General features: G+C 56.7%; 23 protein-coding genes and 1 tRNA gene. 13 read left to right on the plus strand and 11 right to left on the minus strand.

The genetic code is table 11. From position 1 onward, the window contains the following. Positions 1–183: 183 nt before the first annotated feature. From NIZ92_RS04060 to glnQ, 7 genes are all read left to right on the plus strand, one after another. A tRNA-Lys gene (locus NIZ92_RS04060) sits at positions 184–259 on the plus strand. Between the two features lie 246 nt (positions 260–505). Beyond that, positions 506–1,516 (plus strand): methionine ABC transporter ATP-binding protein, encoded by a 1,011-nt coding sequence (locus NIZ92_RS04065; RefSeq protein WP_045930959.1) that lies wholly within the window; start codon positions 506–508, stop codon positions 1,514–1,516. Next, positions 1,513–2,172 carry a methionine ABC transporter permease gene (locus tag NIZ92_RS04070; protein ID WP_022983463.1) on the plus strand — a complete coding sequence of 220 codons (660 nt, stop codon included), beginning with the start codon at positions 1,513–1,515 and terminating at the stop codon, positions 2,170–2,172. Before NIZ92_RS04065 ends, NIZ92_RS04070 begins: the two co-directional genes overlap by 4 nt. 50 nt (positions 2,173–2,222) lie before the next feature. Then, positions 2,223–3,014, plus strand: coding sequence for a MetQ/NlpA family ABC transporter substrate-binding protein (locus tag NIZ92_RS04075; RefSeq protein ID WP_009455007.1), 792 nt, complete (start codon positions 2,223–2,225; stop codon positions 3,012–3,014). 201 nt (positions 3,015–3,215) lie between these two features. Beyond that, positions 3,216–3,974 carry a glutamine ABC transporter substrate-binding protein GlnH gene (glnH, locus tag NIZ92_RS04080; protein ID WP_009455006.1) on the plus strand — a complete coding sequence of 253 codons (759 nt, stop codon included), beginning with the start codon at positions 3,216–3,218 and terminating at the stop codon, positions 3,972–3,974. A gap of 173 nt (positions 3,975–4,147) precedes the next feature. Then, a complete protein-coding gene (locus tag NIZ92_RS04085) occupies positions 4,148–4,927 on the plus strand; it encodes an ABC transporter permease subunit (RefSeq protein ID WP_022983464.1) in 780 nt (259 codons plus the stop codon). Continuing rightward, positions 4,924–5,652, plus strand: a complete 729-nt coding sequence (gene glnQ / locus NIZ92_RS04090; RefSeq protein ID WP_009454997.1) for a glutamine ABC transporter ATP-binding protein GlnQ — start codon at positions 4,924–4,926, stop codon at positions 5,650–5,652. The genes NIZ92_RS04085 and glnQ overlap by 4 nt, the downstream gene beginning before the upstream one ends. Positions 5,653–5,762: 110 nt before the next feature. Here glnQ and NIZ92_RS04095 read toward each other — a convergent pair whose 3' ends face one another. The 3 genes from NIZ92_RS04095 to NIZ92_RS04105 form a co-directional block, all read right to left on the minus strand. Then, a complete protein-coding gene (locus NIZ92_RS04095) occupies positions 5,763–6,470 on the minus strand; it encodes a hypothetical protein (RefSeq protein ID WP_009454993.1) in 708 nt (235 codons plus the stop codon). Between the two features lie 163 nt (positions 6,471–6,633). Further along, complete coding sequence (gene murU, locus NIZ92_RS04100) at positions 6,634–7,344, minus strand: N-acetylmuramate alpha-1-phosphate uridylyltransferase MurU (protein ID WP_035271047.1); 711 nt, start codon at positions 7,342–7,344, stop codon at positions 6,634–6,636. Continuing rightward, complete coding sequence (locus NIZ92_RS04105) at positions 7,344–8,390, minus strand: aminoglycoside phosphotransferase family protein (RefSeq protein WP_035271044.1); 1,047 nt, start codon at positions 8,388–8,390, stop codon at positions 7,344–7,346. The genes murU and NIZ92_RS04105 overlap by 1 nt, the downstream gene beginning before the upstream one ends. A gap of 123 nt (positions 8,391–8,513) precedes the next feature. Between NIZ92_RS04105 and NIZ92_RS04110 the strand changes: the two genes are divergently transcribed. From NIZ92_RS04110 to rsmA, 3 genes are read left to right on the plus strand one after another with little or no spacing between them, the layout of a single operon-like run. After that, positions 8,514–10,901, plus strand: a complete 2,388-nt coding sequence (locus NIZ92_RS04110; RefSeq protein ID WP_367881689.1) for an LPS-assembly protein LptD — start codon at positions 8,514–8,516, stop codon at positions 10,899–10,901. Further along, the gene (locus NIZ92_RS04115) at positions 10,894–12,345 is read left to right on the plus strand and encodes a peptidylprolyl isomerase (protein WP_083054099.1); all 1,452 of its coding nucleotides are present in this window, start codon (positions 10,894–10,896) and stop codon (positions 12,343–12,345) included. Before NIZ92_RS04110 ends, NIZ92_RS04115 begins: the two co-directional genes overlap by 8 nt. Before the next feature lie 8 nt (positions 12,346–12,353). Further along, positions 12,354–13,145 (plus strand): 16S rRNA (adenine(1518)-N(6)/adenine(1519)-N(6))-dimethyltransferase RsmA, encoded by a 792-nt coding sequence (rsmA, locus tag NIZ92_RS04120; protein WP_035271038.1) that lies wholly within the window; start codon positions 12,354–12,356, stop codon positions 13,143–13,145. A 162-nt stretch (positions 13,146–13,307) separates the two neighbouring features. Here rsmA and NIZ92_RS04125 read toward each other — a convergent pair whose 3' ends face one another. The 7 genes from NIZ92_RS04125 to glyQ all read right to left on the minus strand — a co-directional run bounded on the left by NIZ92_RS04125 (position 13,308) and on the right by glyQ (position 20,326). Continuing rightward, the gene (locus NIZ92_RS04125; RefSeq protein ID WP_035271036.1) at positions 13,308–14,537 is read right to left on the minus strand and encodes a nucleoside recognition domain-containing protein; all 1,230 of its coding nucleotides are present in this window, start codon (positions 14,535–14,537) and stop codon (positions 13,308–13,310) included. 189 nt (positions 14,538–14,726) lie between these two features. Continuing rightward, the gene (gene gloA, locus NIZ92_RS04130; RefSeq protein WP_035271035.1) at positions 14,727–15,122 is read right to left on the minus strand and encodes a lactoylglutathione lyase; all 396 of its coding nucleotides are present in this window, start codon (positions 15,120–15,122) and stop codon (positions 14,727–14,729) included. A 29-nt stretch (positions 15,123–15,151) separates the two neighbouring features. Beyond that, complete coding sequence (locus NIZ92_RS04135) at positions 15,152–16,033, minus strand: M48 family metallopeptidase (protein WP_254002737.1); 882 nt, start codon at positions 16,031–16,033, stop codon at positions 15,152–15,154. Next, positions 15,999–16,748, minus strand: coding sequence for a 1-acyl-sn-glycerol-3-phosphate acyltransferase (locus tag NIZ92_RS04140; protein ID WP_254002738.1), 750 nt, complete (start codon positions 16,746–16,748; stop codon positions 15,999–16,001). Before NIZ92_RS04140 ends, NIZ92_RS04135 begins: the two co-directional genes overlap by 35 nt. Position 16,749: 1 nt before the next feature. Beyond that, positions 16,750–17,289, minus strand: a complete 540-nt coding sequence (gene gmhB / locus NIZ92_RS04145) for a D-glycero-beta-D-manno-heptose 1,7-bisphosphate 7-phosphatase (RefSeq protein WP_026485199.1) — start codon at positions 17,287–17,289, stop codon at positions 16,750–16,752. After that, positions 17,289–19,421: a glycine--tRNA ligase subunit beta gene (glyS, locus tag NIZ92_RS04150; protein WP_254002739.1), complete on the minus strand. Its 2,133-nt coding sequence runs from the start codon at positions 19,419–19,421 to the stop codon at positions 17,289–17,291. The genes gmhB and glyS overlap by 1 nt, the downstream gene beginning before the upstream one ends. Beyond that, on the minus strand, positions 19,421–20,326 hold the full coding sequence (glyQ, locus tag NIZ92_RS04155; protein ID WP_094195782.1) for a glycine--tRNA ligase subunit alpha: 906 nt from the start codon (positions 20,324–20,326) through the stop codon (positions 19,421–19,423). The genes glyS and glyQ overlap by 1 nt, the downstream gene beginning before the upstream one ends. On the opposite strand from glyQ, the gene NIZ92_RS04160 reads away from it, so the two are divergent. From NIZ92_RS04160 to NIZ92_RS04170, 3 genes are read left to right on the plus strand one after another with little or no spacing between them, the layout of a single operon-like run. Then, positions 20,273–20,518 carry a hypothetical protein gene (locus NIZ92_RS04160; protein ID WP_162473396.1) on the plus strand — a complete coding sequence of 82 codons (246 nt, stop codon included), beginning with the start codon at positions 20,273–20,275 and terminating at the stop codon, positions 20,516–20,518. The genes glyQ and NIZ92_RS04160 overlap by 54 nt on opposite strands. A 50-nt stretch (positions 20,519–20,568) precedes the next feature. Next, on the plus strand, positions 20,569–21,336 hold the full coding sequence (locus NIZ92_RS04165) for a crotonase/enoyl-CoA hydratase family protein (protein ID WP_254002740.1): 768 nt from the start codon (positions 20,569–20,571) through the stop codon (positions 21,334–21,336). A gap of 39 nt (positions 21,337–21,375) precedes the next feature. Next, on the plus strand, positions 21,376–22,896 hold the full coding sequence (locus NIZ92_RS04170) for a fumarate hydratase (RefSeq protein ID WP_022983469.1): 1,521 nt from the start codon (positions 21,376–21,378) through the stop codon (positions 22,894–22,896). A gap of 325 nt (positions 22,897–23,221) precedes the next feature. Here the strand turns inward: NIZ92_RS04170 and NIZ92_RS04175 are convergent, their stop codons facing one another. Next, on the minus strand, positions 23,222–23,809 hold the full coding sequence (locus NIZ92_RS04175; RefSeq protein ID WP_254002741.1) for a TetR/AcrR family transcriptional regulator: 588 nt from the start codon (positions 23,807–23,809) through the stop codon (positions 23,222–23,224). Positions 23,810–23,820 lie beyond the last annotated feature (11 nt).

Consider the following 23,820-nt stretch of genomic DNA (forward strand, 5'->3'; position numbering starts at 1 on the left):
GCAGTAAATGCTCCTGGATAGATGTTCCGATTTTGTTTCTGGAACCGGGAAAAGGGTGGGGGTCGGGCCCTAGCAGGAGGCTGTTTTCATGTTTTTTCAAGAAAAACGCCTTTTTTCCAATTATTTTGCATTTAGTGCTTGACGGCTCCTTCAAATCAGGCCATAATTTCATCTTTCAGTCGGGGGTCGTTAGCTCAGTCGGTAGAGCAGCGGACTTTTAATCCGTTGGTCGCGCGTTCGAGTCGCGCACGACCCACCACTAAACTGAAACGTAGAAACAAGGCCGCTCTTAGCGGCCTTTTTCTTTGGGCGCTTGCCTTGCACAGCCAAGGTCACATCCGCGCATTGGCCGGTCGGAAATCTTGCTATACAGTGCAGCCCTCAGTATGGTTTCAATATTTCCTTGGGTTATATCTATCTGGTCATAGTCAAATTTGCTTTATGGTAAATTTCGCTTACAGCTCAGGCTTTTATAACTCGACTGACTAACTAGGCTGAGTTCATCTTGATTCGTCTTGAACACATCTCAAAAACCTATTCCCTGGCAGGCAAGACCGTTCATGCTTTGAACGACGTTTCCTTGCAGATTCACCAAGGAGAGGTCTTCGGTATTATTGGTCGCTCGGGTGCTGGGAAAAGTACGCTGATCCGCATGCTCAATCTGCTTGAGCAACCCAGTTCAGGCCAGGTCTGGGTACAGGATCAGGACATCACACGCTTTTCGGGTGCGCAGTTGCGCGCGTTCCGACAAGGCGTGGGCATGGTGTTCCAGCATTTCAACCTGCTCCATTCCCGCACGGTTCTGGATAATGTCTGTTTTCCTCTGCGCCTGGCAGGGGTGGATCGCGCCCAACGTCACGCTCGCGCTCTGGAAGTGCTGGAGCTGGTGGGCTTGAAGGACCATGCCAATAAGTATCCCCGTCAGTTGTCGGGCGGACAACAGCAGCGCGTCGGTATTGCCCGTGCCCTGGCCAATCGGCCACAGCTTTTGCTGTGCGACGAAGCGACCTCGGCGCTGGATCCGGAAACCACCCAGTCGATCTTGCGTTTGCTGCGCGAGATCAATCAGGAATTGGGGCTGACGATTGTCCTGATTACGCACGGCATGGACGTGATTCGCTCTGTCTGTGATCGGGTTGCCGTGATTGATGCCGGCAAGATCGTGGAGTGTGGTGAAGTGCTGGATGTGTTCCTGCACCCGCATCACCCCACCACGCAGTCCTTGCTCAGTGAAAGCGGCGTGAACGCTGACGACTGGCATGCCTTGGCAGAGGGTGTGCCCGGTAGCGTCATGCGCTTGAGCGTGCGCGGTGTGGCCACAACGGAGCCTTTGATCAGCCGTATCACCAGCCAGCTGGGGCTGAATGTCAGTATTTTGCAGGGGGCCATTGGCCGCATCAAGACCGAGCCTTACGGACAACTGGTCGTGGCCGTGGAAGGCGATGCGCAGGCTAAAGCAGGGCTGGATGCCTTGCTGACTGAATTGAATGTCCAATTTGAGGTATTGCGACCATGAACTTTAGCAACCTGGATTGGGCGCTGATTGGTGAGGCCACGATTGATACCTTGTTGATGACGGGTATTTCGCTGGGCTTTACCGCAATTATTGGTTTGCCATTAGGCGTGCTGCTGTTTCTGACCAGCCGCAAGCAGATGCTGGACAATGCCTGGATCTACCAGAGCTTGTCCTTGATCGTGAATATTCTGCGGTCCGTGCCGTTCCTGATTCTCCTGATCGTCATTATTCCTTTGACGCGCATTCTGGCTGGTACGTCGTTGGGCGTGCAGGGCGCTATTCCACCTTTGGTCCTGAGCGCCGCGCCGTTTTTTGCCCGTTTGGTGGAAAACGTCCTGCGTGAACTGGACCCCGGTGTGAATGAGGCCTGCCGTGCCATGGGAGCGAACTCCCGTCAGACCGTTTTGCTGGCTTTGCTGCCTGAGGCGACGACCGGCATTGTGGCGGCCCTGATTGTGACCGCCATTGCCCTGGTGGGGTATTCGGCCATGTCCGGTGTGATCGGCGGTGGTGGCCTGGGTGACCTGGCCTTGCGCTTTGGTTATCAACGATATCAAACGGATGTCATGGTGGTGACCGTGACTATCCTGGTGGTGCTGGTGCAACTCCTGCAGGTGTTTGGAGACGCCATGGTGGCTCGCTTGAGCCGAAAATAAGTCCTGGCAGCTATCGTCATAGTCTTGCCTTTCTGAAACTGGAGTCGCTCATGTCTTTGAAGAAATTTGTTCCCGTTCTGGCCTTGTCCGTGTCGGCTCTGCTGGCCAGCGTGGCCCAAGCTGCCGAGACCCTGTCGGTTGCTGCTACCCCCGTGCCGCATGCCGAGCTGCTGGAGTTTGTGAAGCCTGCTTTGGCCAAGGAAGGTGTGAACCTGGATATCAAGGTGTTCACCGATTACGTGCAGCCCAACCAGCAAGTGGCTGACGGCCATATCGATGCCAACTTCTTCCAGCACAAACCTTACCTGGATACCTTCAACAAAGAACACAAAACCGATCTGGTGTCGGTGGCCGTGGTTCACGTTGAGCCCTTTGGTGCCTATTCCACCAAGATCAAGAGCCTGGACGAGCTGAAAGAAGGCGCACTGGTGGCGATCCCCAACGATCCCTCCAACGGTGCCCGTGCCTTGTTGCTGCTGCAAAAAGCCGGTGTTCTGACTCTGAAAGATCCCTCCAACATTCTGGCAACCTCGCGTGATGTGGACCAGAACCCCAAGAAGCTGAAGTTCAAGGAGCTGGAAGCCGCTACCTTGCCTCGCGTTCTGGCTGATGTGGATATCGCCCTGATCAACACCAACTACGCGCTGGAAGCCGGTCTGAACCCCACCAAGGATGCTCTGGCTATCGAAGGTGCAGACTCCCCTTACGCCAACTTGATCGCTGTGGCTGCCAAGTCCAAGGACGACCCACGTGTGGCCAAGTTGATCCAGGCTCTGCATAGCGAAGACGTGAAGAAATTCATCGCTGACAAGTACAAAGGTTCTATTGTTCCTGCGTTCTGAATTTGAGTGTTGATACGACTCGTTGTATGAAAAAACCTCGGGATTTCCCGAGGTTTTTCTTTTTTTAAAACTATTAAATACAAACAGTTGTGCTGCTTCGGGTAGGATAGATCAACGCTGGGGCAGGTCATGAGCCTGCGCTGACTTGGGTAAAACATCGAACTGGCTGGTTTCGGGTCAGTCCCTACAGAGGAGTAACGGATGTTCAATAAGAAAATGAAAACCCTGATGGCCGGTTTGGCCTTGGCTTTGGCTTTGCCCGCTGGGCAGGCTCTGGCACAACAAGGCAAAGAGCTGGTGGTCGCAACCGATACGGCGTTTGTGCCTTTTGAGTTCAAGCAAAACGGTAAATACACCGGTTTTGACATCGACCTGTGGGATGCGGTCGCCAAGAAGGCCAATCTGAATTACCGCTTCCAGCCCATGGACTTCAATGGCATTATTCCGGGCCTGCAAACTCGCAATCTGGATGCTGCGCTGGCCGGGATCACCATTCGTGATGACCGCAAGCAAGTGATCGATTTCTCCGATCCTTACTACGAAAGCGGTCTGGCCATTCTGGTCAACACCGATAACTCGGCCATCAAGACTGCCTCCGATCTGGAAGGCAAGACTGTAGCGGTGAAGATCGGTACCGCCACGGTGGACTTCATGCAGCGCTCGGTTCCTACTGCCAAGCTCAAGCTGTTCCCCAATATCGACAATGCCTTCCTGGAGCTGGCAACTGGCCGTGTGGACGCGGTGGTGCACGATACGCCTAACGTGCAGTACTACGCCCAGACCGGCGGCAAAGATCGTGTGAAGGTCACTGGTGCCGTGAAAAGTGGCGACTTCTACGGTATTGCCTTTCCCAAGGACAGCGAATTGGTGCCGGTTGTGAACCAGGCTTTGAAAGATATTCGTGCTGATGGCACCTACGACAAAATCTACCAGAAATGGTTTGGTAAACAGCCTGAATAAACAGGCGTAAAGCCAAGCGCATGCCAAGCGGTGATCGCGTGTCGTAACGGGATCACCGCTTTTATTTTTTGACGCTCTGTTGTGGGCGTTTATTCAAAGACAAAGGTAGCACTGTGACTTTTGAATGGGACGCTATCTGGGGGGCTTTACCCAGCCTTCTGGAAGGTACAAAAATGACGCTGCTCATTACCCTTTTGGGTTTGGTGGGTGGCGCTATATTGGGTTTTCTGACCGGGGTGATTACCACCTATATTCGGGTACCGGTCACCTGGCGCCGAGCCGCCTTGTTCGTGTTGGGCGTGTTTGCACTGGGCTTTGCGCTCAAGGGCCTGTCCTGGCTGATGAGCAATTGGCTAAGCTTTGTGCCAGCCTGGATCTGGAGCTCCATACAGGCGCTGATCGCTCTGTCGCTATTGGGTTTTTTCAGACGCTATCTGCTGTATGTACTCTCTTTCCTGTGCCAGCTTTACGTGCTGTTCATCCGCGGCACGCCTATCGTGGTGCAGGTGATGTTCATCTACTTCGCGCTGCCCATGCTGGCCAGTATCCGAATTGACGGGCTGACCGCGGCGATCTTCACCTTGATGATCAACTCCGGGGCCTATATTTCCGAGATTGTGCGTGGTGCCTTGCAATCTGTGCCCAAGGGCCTGAAAGAGGCCGGAGAGGCCATGGGCCTGCCATTTCACAAGATCTTGCGCCACATTATTGGACCGGTGGCGTTTCGCCGCATGATTCCCGCCATGGGTAACCAGTGCATCATCAGCTTGAAGGATTCTTCGCTGTTTATTGTGATTGGGGTTGCCGAGCTGACCCGTCAGGGCCAGGAAATTATTGCGAATAACTTCCGTTCGGTGGAGATTTGGGGAGCGGTGGCGGTGATCTACCTGATCCTGACCAGCCTGATTGCCCTGACTTTGAAGTTTATTGAACACCGCATGAGGATTGTATGAGTATTGTCGAGTTCAAGAAGGTAACCAAGCGCTTTGGCGACAATATCGTGCTCGACGATATCAGTCTGAATATTGATAAAGGCGAAGTGGTTGTGGTGGTGGGCCCGTCCGGGTCGGGAAAATCCACCTTCCTGCGCTGCATCAACAAGCTGGAAGACATTCAGGCTGGCGATATCGTGGTCAATGGTTTGAGCGTCAATGGTACGCCCGCTCAGGTGCGCGACTTGCGCCGGGAAGCAGGGATGGTGTTCCAGCAGTTCAATCTGTTTCCACAGATGAGCGCTTTGGAAAACGTCATGTTCGGGCCTATCCATACGCGTGGCACCAGCCGCTCTCAGGCGCGTGAGGAAGCGACGGAGCTGCTCGCCAAGGTCGGTCTGGCCGAGCGTATGAATCATTATCCTAACGAGCTGTCCGGTGGTCAGCAGCAGCGGGTCGCCATTGCTCGTGCCTTGGCGATCAAACCCAAGCTGATGCTGTTTGATGAGCCTACCTCCGCACTGGACCCGGAACTGCGTCAGGAAGTGCTCAAGGTCATGCAGTTGCTGGCTGAGGAGGGCATGACCATGGTGGTGGTGACACACGAGATGGATTTTGCGCGTCGTGTGGGGAGCCGTCTGATCTTTATTGATCAGGGCAGGGTGGCACACGATGGCCCACCTGCGGAGTTGCTGAGCAATCCACCTAGCCAACGTCTGAAAGACTTTTTGCAGCACGTGGCTTAAGAGTCTGGCTGGATCGTCGGCTAAAAAAAGCCCTTCAGGATTTTGGCGATGAAGCCAAGGGCCTGAAGGGCTTTCTTGTGACTATCAGCCTGTGCGTGACAGGTCAGCGCTTATCGGGAAGGCGTCACGTAGATGGTGCGCGTGGCAACGACGCGGTTCGCGCCATCCGGCTTGATGCGGATCGTGACCTGACGGGGCGTAAAGCCGGCGGGCAGCTCTGCGGAGCCATTGATGTAGGCGTAACGGCCGACGCTGACAGGCTGGCTGGGCAGGTCCACATTGCCGCTGCGACCATTGCTGTAGCGGCCAGCAGCAACCAACTCCATGGTGCCGGTGAATTCGGCGTCCTTGCCCTTGTCCTGCATCAGCAGCACAAAGTGGTTCAGTTGGCCGTCCGTAACCGAGAACTCGGCAGCGCGAATGCCAGGGGAGGTGCCGCGCGGGTCAGGAGGCATGGCATCGGCAAATAGCGCGATATCCTTTTCCAGCTTGGTGACCATGGCCTGCAGATCGCTGGTCTGTTTGCCCAGCTTGTCTTCCTTCTGGCTGACATCTTCAAGATCGCGACTGGTCTGGTTCAACTGAGCTTGCAGACGTTGCTTGTCAGCATTGGCGCTGTTGAGGTCATAGTGCAGTTGTTCCGACTGCTCCACGGTCAGGCGCGTAGGGCCATAGCTTTTTTGCAAGAACAGCAGGCCACCAGCACCTAGGGCAATACCTGTCAAAAGCAGGACAAACCAGCGTGGAATACGGCGTTTTCGACGGCTGGAGCCGTAGGCGGTGGGTTTGAATACGGTGCGTTTGGAGGAACCAAGCATGAGAACAGACGTTCCTGTCAGACAAGGGACTCAAAGCAAATCAAGTCCCGATTACAAAACCCATTAGCATAGACGTCATTGGGGCTACGGAGGCGGGATGGCTGGCTTTGTTGCCCTTTGTTGTGCTTGGAAACGTCTGCCAGCTAGCCTGGAAAATATCAGTTTACTGTGAGGGTGCTAACGATTCCAAGTGTTGGTTTAACTCGGCTAATCGTTCGGGGGTACCGACATCCATCCAGAAACCTTCATGCAGACTGCCCAGCACCTGCCGGCGCTCGATGGCGGCATGCAGCAGGGGGGCGGCTTTGGCAGGCTGATCTTTGGGCAGATGGGCAAAGAGTTCGGGTTTGTAGACCCCTATGCCGCTCAAGGTGGCGCTGCGGGCACCCGCAAGGGTTTTAGCACATAGGTGCAATTGTCCTTCTTGCATGCCAAAGTCGCCTTCGGGGTGGTGGGGCGGGTTGGGGGTCAGGATCAACCAGGCCTGCTCCGGGCCAGCTTGCAAACGTTCGGCCATGGCAAAGGCTTGGGCAGGATCCCAATCGGACCAGATATCGCCATTCATTAACAGGAAAGGCTGGCCCTGGAAAAAATCCAGTGCCTTGGCAATGCCACCGGCAGTTTCCAGGGCAGATGATTCAGGCGAGTAGCTCAGGCGCAGGCCCCATTGGCTGCCATCACCCAGAGTGGATTCAATCTGCTCACCCAGCCAGGCGTGGTTGATGATGACTTCTCGAAAGCCGGCTTTGGCCAGCGCGCGCAAGTGCCAGACGATGAGAGGCCGACCACCTGCTGGAATCAGGGGTTTGGGGCAGGTGTCGGTCAAGGGGCGCATGCGCTCACCTCGACCGGCCGCCAGAATCATGGCGCGCATCAGACCGTCATGCCCAAAACAGTTTGGCGACCTTCCAGGCGGTTCAGCAGGCGCAGCAAACCGTTAAAACACTCGTAGCGGCTGGCCACCTGATGTACATAGCCCAGCAGGCGGGGCATATGGTCCAGATAATGATGTTTGCCGTCACGCAGAGAGAGGCGGGCAAACACACCCAGAATGCGCAGATTGCGTTGCAGGCCCATCCATTCGTATTGCTGGTGGAACACGGCAAAGTCGGCAGGCACATCCAGGCCGGCTTCCATGGCGGCTTGCCAGTAGCGAATTGCCCAGTCCAGTTGCTGCTCTTCCGTCCAGGTAACACGCGCGTCCATCACCAGGGAGGCAATGTCATAGGTGATAGGGCCAGCCAGGGCGTCCTGGTAGTCGATAACACCGGGCTCGCTTTGGCCGGGCAGGGGCATCATCAAATTAGGGCTGTGGAAATCCCGGTGCACGAGTACAGTAGCGCTTTGCACATTGGCTTGAACCAGCTCGGCAAAGGTTTTGCGCAACATCTCCTGATCTTTTTCGCTCAGTTCGAACTGGCGATGTTTTTGGATGTACCACTCGGGGAACACCTGCAGCTCTTCCAGCAAACGCTGTTCGTTGTAGGGAGGCAAGCCTGTGGTGTCGGCTTGTTGCAATTTCACCAAGGTCAACAGCGTACTGCGGTACAGTTTGTCCAGCTCGCTTTGCGGCATGGGGTTTTTCAGCGCGGTCTGAAAATTGTCCTGACCCAGATCGCTGAGCAGCAAAAAGCCTTGTTCAGTGTCTGCTGCCAGGATTTCGGGCACGTGGATGCCCGTCGGTGCCAGCAGTTCGGTAACGTGCACAAAGGGCTTGCAGTCTTCCGTGGCCGGAGGCGCATCCATCAAAACGACGGTTCGATCCTGGGCTTGCAGGCGAAAGTAACGGCGAAAGCTGGCGTCGCTGGAGGCCGCTTGCAGGCTGTCCAGATCCAGCCCAAAACGGGACTTCAGGGTGTTCAGCCAAGTGATCGCTTGTTGCAAACGAGGGTCGGTAGCGGCAGAAATAGAAGCAGACATAAATAAAGGGAAGCAGAAGATCGTAACGGATTAGTGTTTAGCAGTGCCGCTAAACGGCAGGCTTAACTATAATACCGGGTCGCCAGGGTTTTTCGTCTCTGGTGGAACAAATGCAGGACATAAATGCAGGACACAACTGGAGGCGCAGTCTTAGTGCGAGTTGCGGCGTGGTATATCGTGTTGATGATGACAGGCATGGGGGTCGCCCAGGCTCAGTCGTCCGTGCGTCCGTCTTTAAAGACGTCCCCCGGTTTGCAAGTGCGCAAGCTCCAGGAAGAGGATATGGCCGTCTATCTGATAGGCGACCAGATGAAAACACTGGAAGATGGCACCTTGCGTCTGGAAGGCGGTGCCCAGGTCCGGCGCATTGATTCTGTCGTCAAAGGCGACCGGATCGACTATCAGGAAAAAACCGGCCAGGTGGAAGTACGTGGCAACGGCCTGATCATGCGTGATGGGGCCCTGGTGCGCAGCCCGGAGTTTGATTACAACCTGGACGCGGATACAGGGCGCATGTCGTCCCCGGAGTTCTGGCTGGGGGCCACCGGCGGTAGCGGTACCGCGACGCAGGCTGATATTCTCAGTTCCAACCATATGCGGCTATCCGATGTGAATTACTCGGGTTGTCCATGTCCTGAGCCTGCCTGGTATATCCAGTCGCCCAAGGTTGATCTGTATTCCAAGGAAAACGAAGGGGTGGCGCGTAATGGCGTCTTGTACTTCAAGGGTATGCCCCTGTTGTATTCCCCCTACCTGACCTTTCCGCTACGCAAAGAGCGCAAGTCCGGTTTCCTTTTGCCTACTTACGGCATGACGACGCGGGGTGGTGTAGACCTGAGCGTGCCGTATTACCTGAATCTGGCCCCTAATTACGACGCCACCCTGACGCCCCGCTTCATGGCTAAACGCGGCGCCATGTTGGGGGGAGAATTCCGTTATCTGGGTGACAGCTTCTCCGGAGAGTTGACCGGTAACTATCTGCCTGATGACAAGGAGCTGGGTTACAAGCGTTGGCTGTTCATGGGGCAATATCGCCAGAACCTGCCTGCCAGCTTCTATTTGAATGCGGATATCCGCCGTGTCTCGGATGATGATTACTTCCGTGACTTCAGCAGCTTTGGATTGAACGATTCCACCATTCAGGATCTGGCCAGTACGGTGACTCTGGGTTGGGGCGGTTCCAAGTATTTCCGCTCTCACGTCAGTGCGACGCGTTATCAGACTTTGCAGGACTCTTCGTCCTGGTATCGTCAGCCGCAGTACGACAAATTGCCAGAATGGTATTTGGGCGCATCCCGTTATAACTGGGGTGGCTTTGATGTGGTCAGCGATAACTACGCGACGCGTTTCCGCATGCCCTTTTATAGTGGCAACCTGAGCGAATTCGATAATATGCGCAGTACCCGTCTGGCTCCAGATGGTACGCGTTTCTCGTCTTACACAACGGTGGCTTACCCCATCGTTCGCCCAGGTTGGTACATCACGCCCAAAGCTGGCTTGCATATGAGCCAATACCAGACAGACTGGTATGTGGGTGACCCCAATATGGCCAAGTTTGCAGGCCGTTCCCGCACTCAAAGTCGTGTCTTGCCTATCCTGTCCCTGGATACCGGCATGACCTTCGAGCGTGACACCACCTTGTTTGGCAACGACTCCATTCAAACCCTGGAGCCGCGTGTTTACTATCTGTACGTGCCTTATCGCGACCAATCCTCGCTGCCCTTGTACGACACCAGTCTGGCCAGTTTCAACTTTGCCCAGGCTTTCAGCGAAAATATCTTCTCCGGTGGTTGGGACCGTATCTCCAATGCGAACCAGGTCACCGTCGGCCTGACGTCCCGCTGGCTGGATGCGGACACGGGCTTCGAGCGTCTGGTTCTGCAGGCCGCTCAGCGCTTGTATTTTGATAAGCAAACCGTAACACTGGGCGATGAAAAAGCGCGTACCAGCACTCGTTCCGATTATCTGGTCGGTGCCAGTGCGGCTTTGACCAATACGTTCTCGGTCAACTTCGATGCGCAATTCAACCCGGACGAAAAACGCCGCAACCGTCTGGCCTCCGGTATTCGTTGGCGTCCTAAACGCCTGGCAACACTGGGTTTGAACTATCGTTATGAACGTGACCCCCGTCAGGTTGTTGATCCAAACTTTACGCCCGTTGACGAAGACCATCGTGGCAAGGAATACGTCTCCATGACGGGCCAATGGCCTTTGAGCAACAAGGTGTACGCTGTGGGACGTTACGATTATTCCATCCAGGAAAGCCGTGGCACGCAAACGGTGCTGGGGCTGGAGTATAAAGGCGACTGTTGTTGGGCGGCTCGTGTGGTGATGCAACGCTATGCGGTTTCGGCCAGGGAAACCAATAAGGCCCTGTTCTTCCAGCTGGAGCTATCCGGTTTGGGCGGAATTGGCAACGACCCTATCAAAATGCTGCGTGACCGTGTGATTGGCTATGAACCCGTCACCAATCCCGTACAGGAAAAAATGATTCATGAGAGGTATGAATAATATGCGTTTCAGCTTGAAAAACCGTACCCTGTCATTGGCTTTGATGGCCGTCATGGGGCTGGGCACGGCTCAAATGGCTCAGGCGCAGTCCAAGCCCGCTGCAGCCAAGGCGGCACCCGCTGCTTCCTCCCAGTTTGTGGATGGCATTGCTGCCGTGGTCAATGACGAGGTGATTACCCTGCGTCAGGTTGATCTGGAAGCCGCGCAGGTGCTGGAACAGTTAAAGCAGCAGAAAATTCCTGCTCCTGATCATGACATCTTGCGCAAACAAGTTTTGCAACGGCTGATCAATGAGCGCCTGGAGCAGCAGGAAGCTCGCGCCATGGGGATTTCAGTCGGTCCACAGCAAGTGGATGAAGGTGTGCGCATGATTGCTTCGCGCAACAATATGACCGAAGCCCAGTTGCGTGCCGAGATTGAAAAGAATGGCATTAGCTGGGAGCAGTACCGTGCCAATCTGAAGCAGGAAATCCTGCTGGATCAGTTGCGCATGCGTGCGGTCGACAGCAGCATCAATATTACGGACGCCGACATTGATATTTACCTGCGCTCTCAAGGTGGCGCAGGTTTGGGCAATTTGGGGCAATCGGCGGCACAGGCGCAAAATGCACCTGTCAGTCTGGCGCAGATCCTGGTGCGAGTGCCTGAAGGCGCGAACTCCAGCGAAGAAGCGCGTTTGCGGACCAAAGCAGAAGGCCTGCTGGCCCAGGTTCGTTCCGGCGCAGACTTTGCCGGTTTGGCTGCCTCCAACTCGGATGGTCAAGAGGCCCTGAGCGGTGGTGCGTTGGGAACTCGTTCCTTGTCCGACTGGCCTGACTTATTTGCACAAGCTGTCCATAACCTGGCCCCCGGCCAGGTTTCCGACCTGATTCGCAGTGGTCAAGGTTTCCATATTCTGAAGGTGCTGGAGCGTGGCGGTGCTGCGCCAAGCAATACTTCGCCTGTCGCCAGTGCGGCATCGGCGCAGTCCGGTCCCATGATGGTGACCCAGACTCATGCTCGCCATATTCTGGTCAAGCTGTCCAAGGTTATGACTTCCGAGCAGGCTCGTCAGCGTATTGAGCAACTGCAAGTGCGTTTGCGCAATGGCGAGTCCTTCCAGGATCTGGCCAAGCGGTACTCGGAAGACAGCAGCGCACCACAAGGTGGTGATTTGGGTTGGCTCTCGCCTGGCGAGACTGTGCCTCCGTTTGAGCAAGCCATGGACAAGCTGCAACCCGGCAACGATACCGCCGTGGTGGAGTCCCAGTTTGGCTGGCACCTGATCCAGGTGATCGAGCGCCGTACCCGCAATATGGAAGGTGAGTACAAGCGCATGCAGGCCCGTCAGGCTCTGTTCCAGCAGCGTGCCGAGCCTGCCTTTGAAGATTGGCTGAACAGCCTGCGCGGCCGCGCTTACATTGATAACCGTTTGGACCCCGAGTCCAGCACCCGCCGTCGCTAAGGATAAGTATGGCCCAGCATCAGGCGCGCAAGCGCTTTGGACAGAACTTTCTGGAAGATGAGGCCATCATCGACCAGATTATCCGTGCGATTGGCCCTCGGCCTGTCGATAATATGGTGGAAATTGGTCCGGGCCTCTCGGCCCTGACCCGACCACTGACGCAGGCGCTGGAGCGTTTGCGTGTGGTCGAGATTGACCGTGATCTGGCAGCCCGTCTGCGTAATCACTATTCGCCCAGCAAACTGGAAATTATTGAGGCCGATGCCTTGAGCGTGGACTTCGGTGCTTTAGGCCCGAATCTGCGTATTGTGGGTAATCTGCCGTACAACATCTCCAGCCCCTTGCTCTTTCATTTGCTGGACTATGCCGATGCCGTGGTGGATCAGCACTTCATGTTGCAACGCGAAGTGATTGATCGCATGGTCGCCAAACCCGGCTCTTCAGACTACAGCCGCCTGTCGGTGATGTTGCAGTCGCGCTATCGCATGGTGAAGTTGTTTGAAGTGCCGCCCGAGGCATTCAACCCACCACCGCGTGTTGTGTCGGCAGTCGTGCGTATGGTGCCCCTGGCGGCAGATCGTCCCCAGGCGCGTGACGCGCGTGTGTTCAGCCAGGTTGTGGCGCGGGCCTTCTCGCAAAAACGCAAGATGTTGCGCGGTGGTCTGGGTGATTGGACGGCTCATATCGACTGGGAGGCGCTGGAAATTGCACCTACCAGCCGACCGGCTGATTTGTCCCTGGAACAGTACATTGCCCTGGCCGATCACCTGATGGATAAGGGCGTTATCCAAGCCGCCTGATAGACAAAACTCCATAATGAACGACACCCCAAAACGGGATATAGATTCCGTTTTGGGGTGTTTTTTTATGAGGGACACCGTTGAGGCCATACGGAATGATCGGCCATTCCTGGCTGAGTCTGCAGTGGCAGAGTTTCCTGTCCTCATGCAGAGCCCTGGCTTCTAGCCAAAGAACCAATAACAAACTGCAATCGAGGCCAGCACGCCTGCCAGATCAGCAATCAAGGCGCAGGAAACCGCGTGGCGGGCACGTTGGATGCCGACCGCACCAAAGTAAACCGCCAGCACATAGAAAGTTGTCTCTGTGCTGCCCTGCACGGTCGCACCCAGCAGGGCCGGGAAGCTGTCCACGCCGTGATGCTGCATGGTTTCAATCAACAGGGCACGAGCGGCACCGGCTGAAAAGGGTTTGACCAGAGCGGTAGGCAAGGCATCAATAAAACGCGTATCCAGTCCAGTCAGGTTCACCAGCCAGCGGATCACGTCCAGCACGATATCCAGAGCGCCAGAGCTGCGTAGCACGCCCACAGCGCACAGCATGGCAACCAGATAGGGCAACAGATCCCTGGCAACACTAAAGCCTTCTTTCGCGCCTTCTACAAAGGCTTCATACAGAGGAATCTTGCGCCGCCAGCCCATCAGCAGGAAAAGCCAGATGATGGACAGCAAGGTCAGGTTGCCCATCAGAGAGGACAGCGACTGGATGGCTGCCGCACTGAGTGTTGCCAGCAAGGCCATGAAAGAGCCCAGGATCAGCGCAAAAACGCCAAACCACAGCATCAGAACGGGATCAAATAAACGCAGGCGCTGAACCAGGGCAACGCTGAGCAAGCCCGCCAGGGAAGAGGCGGTGGTGGCCAGCAAAATAGGCAGGAACACCATCGTAGGATCGGGCGCACCTTGCTGAGCCCGGTACATGAAGATGCTGATGGGTATCAGCGTCAGGGACGAGGCATTCAGCACCAGAAACAGGATCTGGGCGTTGGTGGCCGTGTCCGGATGCGGGTTCAGCGTTTGCAGCGATTTCATGGCCCGCAAGCCGATGGGCGTGGCGGCATTGTCCAGACCCAAGCCATTGGCCGCGAAGTTCAGCGTGATCAGCCCCAGAGCGGGGTGACCGGCAGGCACGCCGGGCATCAGGCGGCTGAACAAGGGGCCTAGCCAGCGGGCCAGGGTGTCGATCAGCCCGGCCTTCTCGGCAATTTTCAAGAAACCCAACCACAGGGTGAGCGTGCCAAAAAGCAGCAGCATCAGTTGCACGGACAGGGCGGCCATATCGAACAGGCTGCGCACCATCTGCGCAAAAATTTCGCTATTTCCCCCGACCAGCCACTGGTAAAACCCGCTGACGGCGGCAATCAGGAAGAAAAACAGCCAAAGAGTATTGAGCATAGTGTTGGCAGTAAACAGGGCAGGGAAAAGCCAAGCTAGATTGTCGCAGAATACAGGCGGGTTTTAACGGCTACGGTATGTAAGGGTGGCGGCACAAATAGTCGCAAAACACGATTTGGGCCTATTTTTGCTGGGTTGGAAAATAAGGGGCCAAAAAAAACCGGCCAATTAAGGCCGGTTCTGTTTGCTTTAATCCACGCGCCCTTTGGCCTGGATCAGTTCAATCTTGTAGCCGTCCGGGTCTTCCACAAAGGCGATCACGGTGGTGCCGTGCTTCATCGGGCCTGCTTCGCGTACGACTTTGCCGCCACGAGCCTTGATGTCCTCACAGGCTTTGTAGGCATCAGGCACTTCCAGTGCAATGTGGCCATAGCCGTCGCCCAGATCGTAGGAGGGGGTGTCCCAGTTGTGGGTCAGCTCCAATACGGCGGCTTCGGACTCGTCCTGATAGCCAACAAAAGCCAGGGTGAAGCGGCCGTCCGGGTAGTCGGACTGGCGCAGCAATTTCATGCCCAGCACTTCGGTGTAAAAGGCCAGAGAACGGTCCAGATTGCCGACACGCAGCATGGTGTGCAGGATACGCATAAGGTAGAGCTCCTAGAGTTCAACCTGCCTTAAAGCAGGGGCAGGGTGCCTGGATCATATTGTCGTAACTGATTGCGCGCATTGACAAAATCAGGGTAGAGCGTTTCGACCAAGGCCCAGAAACGTGGGCCGTGATTCATCTCTTGCAGATGCGCGACCTCGTGAGCGACGACGTAATCAATGATGGATGGGTGAAAGTGTATCAGGCGCCAGTTCAGCATAATCGTGCCGTCACTGTTGCAGGAGCCCCAGCGTTTGGCGGGGGCCGCCAGCCGCAATTTGCTGGCACTCAAGCCCGACAGGTTCAAATAATGTTGCAGCCGTTGCTCAAACCATTGTTTGGCCTGTTTTTGCAGCCAGGCCTGGGTCAGTTCCTGGACACGCTGGGGTTCGGCGCCCACGGGTAGGGGTAGCGACAGGCATTGACCTCGTTGAACCTGACCGGCTTGTCCGTCGAAATGTACCTGTTGAATCTGCGGGTTCAGGCTAAGGCGGATGGGCACCCCCATAAAGGGCAGGGTATCGCCATCAACCCATTGCAGGCTTTGCAAGGCCAGTTGTTCGCGACGTTGCTGGTATTCGCGCAGCTTGCGCAGGATCCAGGCGCTTTTGCTGTGCAGCACTTGTTCTGCCTGACTGATCTTGACCCAGGAGGGCAGGGCAACGGTCAGGCCACTGTCGTTAATGGTCAACCCCAGAGTCCGGCGGCGGGAGCGTTTGAGCTGATAGCCAATGGTGTGGCCATCCAGCTGCACCTGCTGCCATTGCACGCCTTCCGGCAAGCTTTCGGGCCGGACAGTCAGGGCACTTTGGGGGGGCAGAGCAGAACCGGCGGGCGGCTTTTCTTGCCGCTGCGCCGGGTGGGGAAAGGCCGTGTCAGGAAACAGAGCCAGTTGGGGGGGGACCGTCATAGCGTTCCGGATTCAAGACGCGCATTTCGGTTTCAATCCATGTCTGTACGCGTTGGTTTACTTCTTCAGGGGTCAGCCCGGCAGGATCAATGGGAGGACCAAAGGAGATAGTAACCAAGCCCGGCGTCTTGATAAAGGCATTGCGACGCCAGCATTCGCCCGCATTATGCGCCACGGGAATAATGGGCGTGCCAGTACGGCTGGCCAGCAAGGCGCCACCCATCTTGTAGCGGCCGGTAGAGCCTGGGGCGGTACGGGTGCCTTCGGGAAACAACAAGGGCCAGCGGCCTTCGTCAATGCGCTGCTGCCCGATCTTGATCACCTGTTCAAAGGCATCCCGGCCCTTGGCACGATCAATAGGGATCATGCGCAGCAAGGCCAGCCCCCAGCCAAAGAAGGGGACTTTGTGCAGTTCACGCTTGTACACAAAGCACACCTGACGCGGCATGTAAGAAGGAAAGAACAGCGTTTCCCAGGCCGACTGGTGCTTGGACAGGATGATGGCCTTGCCATCGGGCAGGTTTTCCCAGCCCTTGGTCTGCCAGCGTATGCCCAGGATCGTGCGCGCACCCCAGACAGCCAGACGTGGCCAGCCAGTGGTAAAGCGATAGCGTATATCCAGGGGCAGTGGCGCAATAATCAGGCAGGCAAAGGCGTAGGGGATAACGGTAATCAACAAAAAGAGTTGATAGAGTGAAGCGCGGATAATGCCCATATCAGTTTCCGTGGAGCCATTTGTCGACAACAGCGGCCAGATCGGCCTCGACGCGCGTGCCTTCGGGCAAGCCGCCTTTCTCTAGGGTACGCATGCCTTTGCCGGTCTGGACCAGCCAGGGGGCACAACCGGCTTGGCTGGCCGCTTGCAGATCGCGCAAGGAATCGCCCACCGAGGGTACGGCTTGCAGGTTCACTTCATAGCGATGTGCAATGTCGCGAAACATGCCGGGGGCCGGTTTGCGACAGGTGCAGCCATCATCCGGGCCGTGCGGGCAAATAAAGATGGCGTCGATAAAGCCACCCAGCAAGGCCAGTTCACGGCGCATCTTGGCATGGATGGCATTGAGCGTGGTCATGGAAAACAAACCACGCGCCAGACCGGACTGGTTGGTGGCAATGACCACCTTCCAGCCGTTTTCGGTCAGGCGAGCCAAGGCCTCCAGACTGCCTGGGATAGCCTCCCACTCTTGTGGGCTTTTGATAAAGGCATCGCTGTCATGGTTGATGACACCGTCCCGATCAATGATGGCAAGTTTCACTAGTTAGCCAGCCTGGAAAGATCCGCAACCTGGTTCATCAGTGCATGCAGCTTGGCCAGCAAGGCCAGGCGATTGGCACGGATGGCAGGGTCTTCGGCCATGACCATGACGTCCTGGAAGAAGTTGTCCACGGCACCACGGGCCTGGGCCAGCGTGGCCAGGGAAGCATCAAATTCACCGGCTTCAAACTGGGCCTGGGCAACGGGCTGCAATTCCTGAATCTTGGTAGCCAGCTCACGCTCGGCGGGCTCGACCAGCAGTTGGTCGTCCAGTGTTGCCAGTTCGCCTTCGGCTTTCTTGAGCAGATTGCTGACGCGCTTGTTGGCGGCAGCCAGGCTCTCGGCTTCAGGGCGTTGGGCAAAAGAGGCGCAAGCCTGAATGCGGGCGTGAACCTGTTCCAGCGGTGGACGCAGGGCCAGCACGGCATCGACCACGCTGCGCTCGTAATCGTTGCTGAGCTGATTGCGGTAACGCTCGTAGATGAAGGTCTGAACCGCATCGACCGTGTCATCGGCCAGAACCCCGTCCTTGAAGAAGGAAGCGGTGGTGTTCAGCAGCGTATCCAGATTCAGGCTATTGGCCTTCAATTGGGAACCGGCTTGCAGTTGTTCGTAGGCGCTGATCAGGCCCAGAGCCGCACGGCGCAGGGCGTAGGGGTCGCGTTCGCCAGTTGGAGCCAGACCAATGCCCCAGATACCGACCAGAACTTCGGCGCGCTCGGCCAGGAACAGAATGGCTTGGGTCAGGCTGGCTTCTGTGACAGGCTGGTCCAGACGGTGACGGTATTGCTCGCGAATAGCCAGCACGATGTCCTCGGGCTCGCCATCGCCTTGGGCGTAGTAAGCGCCCATCACGCCTTGCAGCTCGGGGAACTCGCCCACCATATTGGAGTTCAAGTCCGCCTTGGCCAGCAAAGCGGCACGACGGGCATGCTCTTCATTCGCGCCCAGTTGCTTGGCAATGTAGCCAGCCACGGACTGCAGGCGCTCGATGCGGTCCAGCTGCGAACCCAGCTTGTTGTGGTACACGCTGCCGGCCAGCGTAGGAACACGCTCGGCCAGAGTTTGCTTGCGATCGGTTTCAAAGAAGAACTGAGCGTCCGCCAGACGGGGGCGCACCACACGCTCGTTACCTTCGATGATGTTGCTGGGATCGTCCACCTTCATATTGCTGACGATCAGGAAGCGATTGGTCAGCTTTTGTGTGGCGGGGTCAAACAGCGGGAAATACTTTTGATTCAGACGCATGGTCAGAATCAGACATTCGGATGGCACTTGCAGGAACTGCTCGTCAAACTGGCCCACGTACACGGTGGGGTATTCGACCAGAGCGGTGACTTCGTTCAGCAGGGCTTCCACTTCGGGATCGTTGCCCAAGGTGGAGTTCAGGCGTTTGGCTTCAGCTTCCAGGTCGGTGCGAATCTGCTCGCGACGAACTTCGAAGGAAGGAACCACCCAGCCTTGCTCCTGGACTTGTGCGGCCCAGCTGTCGGCATCACGGATGTCGAAGGGGGCATCGCACATGAAGCGGTGACCGTGTGTCTGGCGACCGGCTTGCAGGCCCAGGGCGCTGACGGGAACGATGTCCGACCCCCACAGGGCGACCAGGCCGTGAGCAGGGCGTACAAAGCGCACGCTGCTGACACCATCGGCCAACTGATAGCGCATCACTTTAGGGATGGGCAGGTGGGTAATGGACCATTCCATGGCCTCTTGCAGACCGTCTTTCAGGGCGGCGCCAGTGGCAATGCCGCTGGCGTACAGGTAATCCTGCTTGCCATCGGATTCGCGCAGCAGGTCGCTGGCCTTCAGATGCTCCAGGCCTTTGGCAGCCAGGCGCTTGGCTAGTGCCGGGGCGATCTCACCATTGGCATCCAGGCCAATATGGGCGGGCATCAGCTTTTCGGTATAAGGCTGGTCTTCGGCTTGCTGGTACGCAGCGCTGAACCAGGCCGCCAGACGGCGAGGCGTAGCATAGGCGCGCACTTCACAGTTCGGGGCCAGCAGGGCTTGCTCGCCCAATACTTTTTGCAGACCTTCGCTAAAGGCTTGCCCCAGCTGTTGCAGCGCTTTGGGGGGCAGTTCTTCGGTGAACAGTTCAATCAGCAAAGGCTGTGTCGTGGAGGCATTCATTACTTGGCCTCCGAGGATGTGTTGCTCAGCATGGGGAAACCTAGGCGTTCGCGGGAGTCGTAGTAAGCCTGTGCGACAGCGCGGGACAGATTGCGGATACGGCCAATATAGGCAGCGCGCTCGGTCACACTGATGGCGCCGCGGGCATCCAGCATATTGAAGGTGTGGGCAGCTTTCAGCGTTTGCTCGTAAGCGGGCAGGGCCAGCGGCACGTCAATGATGCGCTTGGCTTCGGCTTCGTAGTCGTTGAAATGCGCAAACAGTACATCGGTGCTGGCGTGCTCGAAGTTGTAGGTGGATTGCTCCACTTCGTTCTGGTGGAACACGTCGCGGTAATAAATACGCTGGCCGTTGTGACCTTCGGTCCAGACCAGATCGTAGACGCTTTCCACACCTTGCAAGTACATGGCCAGACGCTCCAGACCGTAGGTGATCTCGCCCGTGGTTGGCGTGCAGTCCAGACCGCCTACTTGCTGGAAGTAGGTGAACTGGGTGACTTCCATACCATTGAGCCAGACTTCCCAGCCCAGACCCCAGGCGCCCAGTGTCGGGTTTTCCCAGTCGTCTTCAACAAAACGGATGTCGTGCGCTTTGGGGTTGATGCCCAAGGCTTCCAGCGAGCCGATATACAAGTCCAGAATGTTTTCAGGTGCGGGCTTGAGCACGACCTGAAACTGGTAGTAGTGTTGCAGGCGGTTGGGGTTGTCCCCGTAACGCCCGTCTTTGGGGCGGCGCGAAGGCTGCACATAGGCAGCGCGCCACGGTTCAGGGCCGATGGCCCGCAAAAAGGTTGCCGTATGAGAGGTTCCGGCACCGACTTCCATATCGTAGGGCTGAAGCAGAGCGCATCCGTGCTTGTCCCAGTATTGCTGGAGCGTAAGTATGATTTGCTGAAAGGTGAGCATGAGCAATGGCCAGTAAAGCGAGAATCTGCAAAATTTTTCTATTTTAGCGTGAACTGCGCCCTTGCAGCAGAAAAGCGCCCGCAATGGGCTATTTTAGCCGTCCGGGCCATGGGCAAGGCCGCTGTGTACCGGGCGGTCAAGTTGTTTTTAGACGTATCATATGCGTTTGTCCAAATACTGCTTATTTGCTGACCTGATCTTGAAACAGAATCTCGGGCAGCAGTCTAAAGGAGGCTAGGTCCATGAGTGAACTTGTCACGCTTGAACGTATCGGCAAGGTATTGTTGATTACCTTGAACCGTCCCGAGGCACGTAATGCCATCAACCTGGAAACCGCGCAGGCACTGGCCCAGGCCCTGGATGAGTTCGATGCGGATCCCGGCATTGCCGTGGGCGTGCTGACGGGGGCAAACAATACGTTTTGCGCCGGTATGGACTTGAAAGCCTTTGCCAAGACAGGTCAGCGTCCCTATGTGGGCGACCGTGGCTTTGCCGGTATTTGCGAGCGCCCGCCTGCCAAGCCCCTGATCGCTGCTGTAGAAGGCTACTGCCTGGCCGGTGGTTTTGAAATTGCCCTGTCCTGCGACCTGATTGTTGCGGCCGACAGCGCCAACTTTGGCCTGCCTGAAGTGAAACGCGGCATTGTCCCCGGATCGGGCGGCATGGTGCGCTTGCCTAGCCGTATTCCTTACCACATGGCCATGGAAATGGTGCTGACCGGGGGTATGTACCCCGCTGCCCGCATGGCCGAGCTGGGTCTGGTCAGCCGTCTGGCCGAACCCGGAAAAGCCACCGAGCAGGCGCTGGCACTGGCCGAGCAGATCGCCGCCAACGGTCCTTTGGCCGTGCAAACCGCCAAGAGCATTATTTCCCAGTCGCGCGACTGGCGTCAGTCGGATCTGTTCGATCTGCAGCGCCCCCGTATCGCCGGCATTTTTACCTCTGCAGACGCCAAGGAAGGCGCGACGGCTTTTGCCGAGAAGCGCGAACCTGTCTGGCAGGGCAAATAGTTTCCCCTTGTTCATCCCGTTTTTTATATAGACGCCACCATGACCACGATCAAAGAAGACGATCTGATTCAGTCCATCGCTGATGCGGTGCAGTTCATCAGTTACTACCATCCCACCGACTATCTGGAACATCTGGCCCGCGCTTATGAGCGCGAACAGAACCCGGCGGCCAAAGATGCCATCGCCCAGATCCTGACCAACTCGCGCATGTGTGCCGAGGGCCATCGCCCCATCTGTCAGGACACCGGGGTGGTGAACGTATTCCTGAAAGTGGGCATGGGTGTGCGCTTTGATACCAAGCGCTCCTTGCAGGAGCTCTGTGACGAGGGGGTGCGTCGCGGTTATCTGAATCCGGATAATCCACTGCGTGCCTCCATCCTGAACGACCCCTTGTTCACCCGTAAAAACACGCGCGATAACACACCCTGTATTGTGAATGTGGAACTGGTCGCTGGGGATCAGGTTCACATTCAAGTGGCCGCCAAGGGCGGTGGTTCGGAAAACAAGAGCAAGTTCGTGATGCTCAACCCCAGCGATTCTCTGGTGGACTGGGTGCTCAAGACGGTTCCTACGATGGGCGCTGGCTGGTGTCCTCCGGGCATGCTGGGTATTGGCGTGGGCGGTACGGCTGAAAAAGCCATGCTGATGGCCAAGGAAGCCCTGATGGAAGATATCGATATGTACGAGCTGCTGCAACGCGGCCCGCAAAGCAAGCTGGAAGAGCTGCGTATCGAACTGTATGAGAAGGTCAATGCTCTGGGTATTGGCGCGCAAGGTCTGGGCGGTTTGACCACCGTGCTGGACGTGAAGATCAATACCTTCCCGACTCATGCCGCTTCCAAGCCTGTGGCCATGATTCCCAACTGTGCGGCAACCCGTCACGTACATTTCTCGCTGGACGGCAACGGCCCCGCCGAGCTGGCACCTCCGCCGCTGTCGGCCTGGCCTGACATTCACTGGGCGCCGGACTACAACAAGTCCCGCCAGGTGAACCTGGACGAGCTGACTCCTGAAGAAGTGGCTTCCTGGACGCCAGGTCAGACCTTGCTGCTGTCGGGCAAGATGTTGACTGGCCGTGACGCCGCCCACAAGCGTATTCAGGACATGCTGGAAAAAGGCGAATCCTTGCCTGTGGACTTCACCAACCGCGTGATTTACTACGTGGGCCCGGTTGATCCTGTGCGCGACGAGGCCGTTGGTCCAGCAGGCCCGACCACCGCCACTCGCATGGACAAGTTTACCGAGATGATGCTGGCCAAAACTGGCCTGATCTCCATGATCGGCAAGGCCGAGCGTGGCCCAACCGCGATTGAAGCGATTCGTGCTCACAAATCGGCTTACCTGATGGCTGTGGGCGGTTCCGCGTACCTGGTTTCCAAGGCCATTCGCAATGCGAAAGTGGTGGCTTTTGAGGACCTGGGTATGGAAGCCATTTACGAGTTCGAAGTTCAGGACATGCCCGTGACCGTGGCTGTGGACTCGCAAGGCGTGTCCGTTCACAACACTGGCCCTGCCGAGTGGCGCAAGCGTATCGCAGAGATCTCTTTGGTCGCTGTGTAAGACGTGAAACGGGAAGCTTGGGCTTCCCGGCGCTATAGATAGAAAACCCGCCTGAGTGTTTCTGGTCTGCTTGTAATAGCAGCGTCAGCACAACATTCAATGCGGGTTTTTTTATGTCTGTCGTTTGTATGAGCTTTGCTTGGCTGCCTGAATGTTCTGGTTTTAGGAGAGGCTCATTACCGCCACAGATGCCAGGACCGTATATTTCTGGCGGCTCAAGAGGTCGCGTAAACAAGAATTCGATCTGTTGATCTGCCTGCCGCTAGAAGCAGATGATCTCAGGCCCGCTCTTTGCCTGGGCACTGGCTTTTTCAGCATTGCCCGTTCAGGACTTGATCAGCAAGCCGCGCAGTAATAAATCCAGTGCAGCCAGCCCTTTTACCAAGCGGGCATCCCCATCCTCTCCCTGCGCAATCCAGAAGGCGGCTTCGGCCAGACTGCCGTAAATCAGGGAAGCCAGGGCGTGGGGATCTGCCTGTTCAATCCGACCTTGATCCATCAGTGCCTGAATCAAGCCTTCCATTGAACCCACGCAATACTGATGCGATTCGGGTGATGCGCCCCCCAGTACGGCCTTGGCATCACACAAGACAATGCGCTGCATTTCCGGTTCCAGCGCCATTTCCAGATAGGCATGGCAGCGGCGTACAAACCCGTCCCATGCGTCCTCGGAATTGTTTGAAATAGCCTGCAGGCGCTCGTCCATTTCCGCATCGATCTGGTCGACCACCGCCGCCAGCAAACCCTTTTTGTCACCGAAATGATGGTAGAGCGCACCACGTGTCAGGCCCGCTTGCGCTGTCAACTCGTCCATGGATGTGTCGGCATAGCCACGTTCCGCAAAGAACGTGCGAGCGGTGGCCAGCAGCGTGGCGCGGGTTTCTTCCATCTCGGCGCGGGTACGGCGTGCCATAGTTTCTCCTT

It is taken from the genome of Alcaligenes sp. 1735tsa3 (assembly GCF_024134565.1).
GTDB classification, from domain to species: Bacteria; Pseudomonadota; Gammaproteobacteria; order Burkholderiales; family Burkholderiaceae_B; genus Alcaligenes; species Alcaligenes phenolicus.

Coding starts and splice junctions, on each gene's coding strand:
- NIZ92_RS04075 (WP_009455007.1), top strand. CDS start 2,223: ATGTCTTTGAAGAAATTTGTTCCCGTTCTGGCCTTGTCCGTGTCGGCT.
- NIZ92_RS04095 (WP_009454993.1), bottom strand. CDS start 6,470: ATGCTTGGTTCCTCCAAACGCACCGTATTCAAACCCACCGCCTACGGC.
- NIZ92_RS04170 (WP_022983469.1), top strand. CDS start 21,376: ATGACCACGATCAAAGAAGACGATCTGATTCAGTCCATCGCTGATGCG.
- NIZ92_RS04070 (WP_022983463.1), top strand. CDS start 1,513: ATGAACTTTAGCAACCTGGATTGGGCGCTGATTGGTGAGGCCACGATT.
- rsmA (WP_035271038.1), top strand. CDS start 12,354: ATGGCCCAGCATCAGGCGCGCAAGCGCTTTGGACAGAACTTTCTGGAA.
- NIZ92_RS04105 (WP_035271044.1), bottom strand. CDS start 8,390: ATGTCTGCTTCTATTTCTGCCGCTACCGACCCTCGTTTGCAACAAGCG.
- glnQ (WP_009454997.1), top strand. CDS start 4,924: ATGAGTATTGTCGAGTTCAAGAAGGTAACCAAGCGCTTTGGCGACAAT.
- murU (WP_035271047.1), bottom strand. CDS start 7,344: ATGCGCGCCATGATTCTGGCGGCCGGTCGAGGTGAGCGCATGCGCCCC.
- NIZ92_RS04165 (WP_254002740.1), top strand. CDS start 20,569: ATGAGTGAACTTGTCACGCTTGAACGTATCGGCAAGGTATTGTTGATT.
- NIZ92_RS04135 (WP_254002737.1), bottom strand. CDS start 16,033: ATGACGGTCCCCCCCCAACTGGCTCTGTTTCCTGACACGGCCTTTCCC.
- glnH (WP_009455006.1), top strand. CDS start 3,216: ATGTTCAATAAGAAAATGAAAACCCTGATGGCCGGTTTGGCCTTGGCT.
- NIZ92_RS04125 (WP_035271036.1), bottom strand. CDS start 14,537: ATGCTCAATACTCTTTGGCTGTTTTTCTTCCTGATTGCCGCCGTCAGC.
- glyS (WP_254002739.1), bottom strand. CDS start 19,421: ATGAATGCCTCCACGACACAGCCTTTGCTGATTGAACTGTTCACCGAA.
- NIZ92_RS04140 (WP_254002738.1), bottom strand. CDS start 16,748: ATGGGCATTATCCGCGCTTCACTCTATCAACTCTTTTTGTTGATTACC.
- NIZ92_RS04085 (WP_022983464.1), top strand. CDS start 4,148: ATGACGCTGCTCATTACCCTTTTGGGTTTGGTGGGTGGCGCTATATTG.
- NIZ92_RS04175 (WP_254002741.1), bottom strand. CDS start 23,809: ATGGCACGCCGTACCCGCGCCGAGATGGAAGAAACCCGCGCCACGCTG.
- glyQ (WP_094195782.1), bottom strand. CDS start 20,326: ATGCTCACCTTTCAGCAAATCATACTTACGCTCCAGCAATACTGGGAC.
- NIZ92_RS04110 (WP_367881689.1), top strand. CDS start 8,514: ATGCAGGACACAACTGGAGGCGCAGTCTTAGTGCGAGTTGCGGCGTGG.
- gloA (WP_035271035.1), bottom strand. CDS start 15,122: ATGCGTATCCTGCACACCATGCTGCGTGTCGGCAATCTGGACCGTTCT.
- NIZ92_RS04115 (WP_083054099.1), top strand. CDS start 10,894: ATGAATAATATGCGTTTCAGCTTGAAAAACCGTACCCTGTCATTGGCT.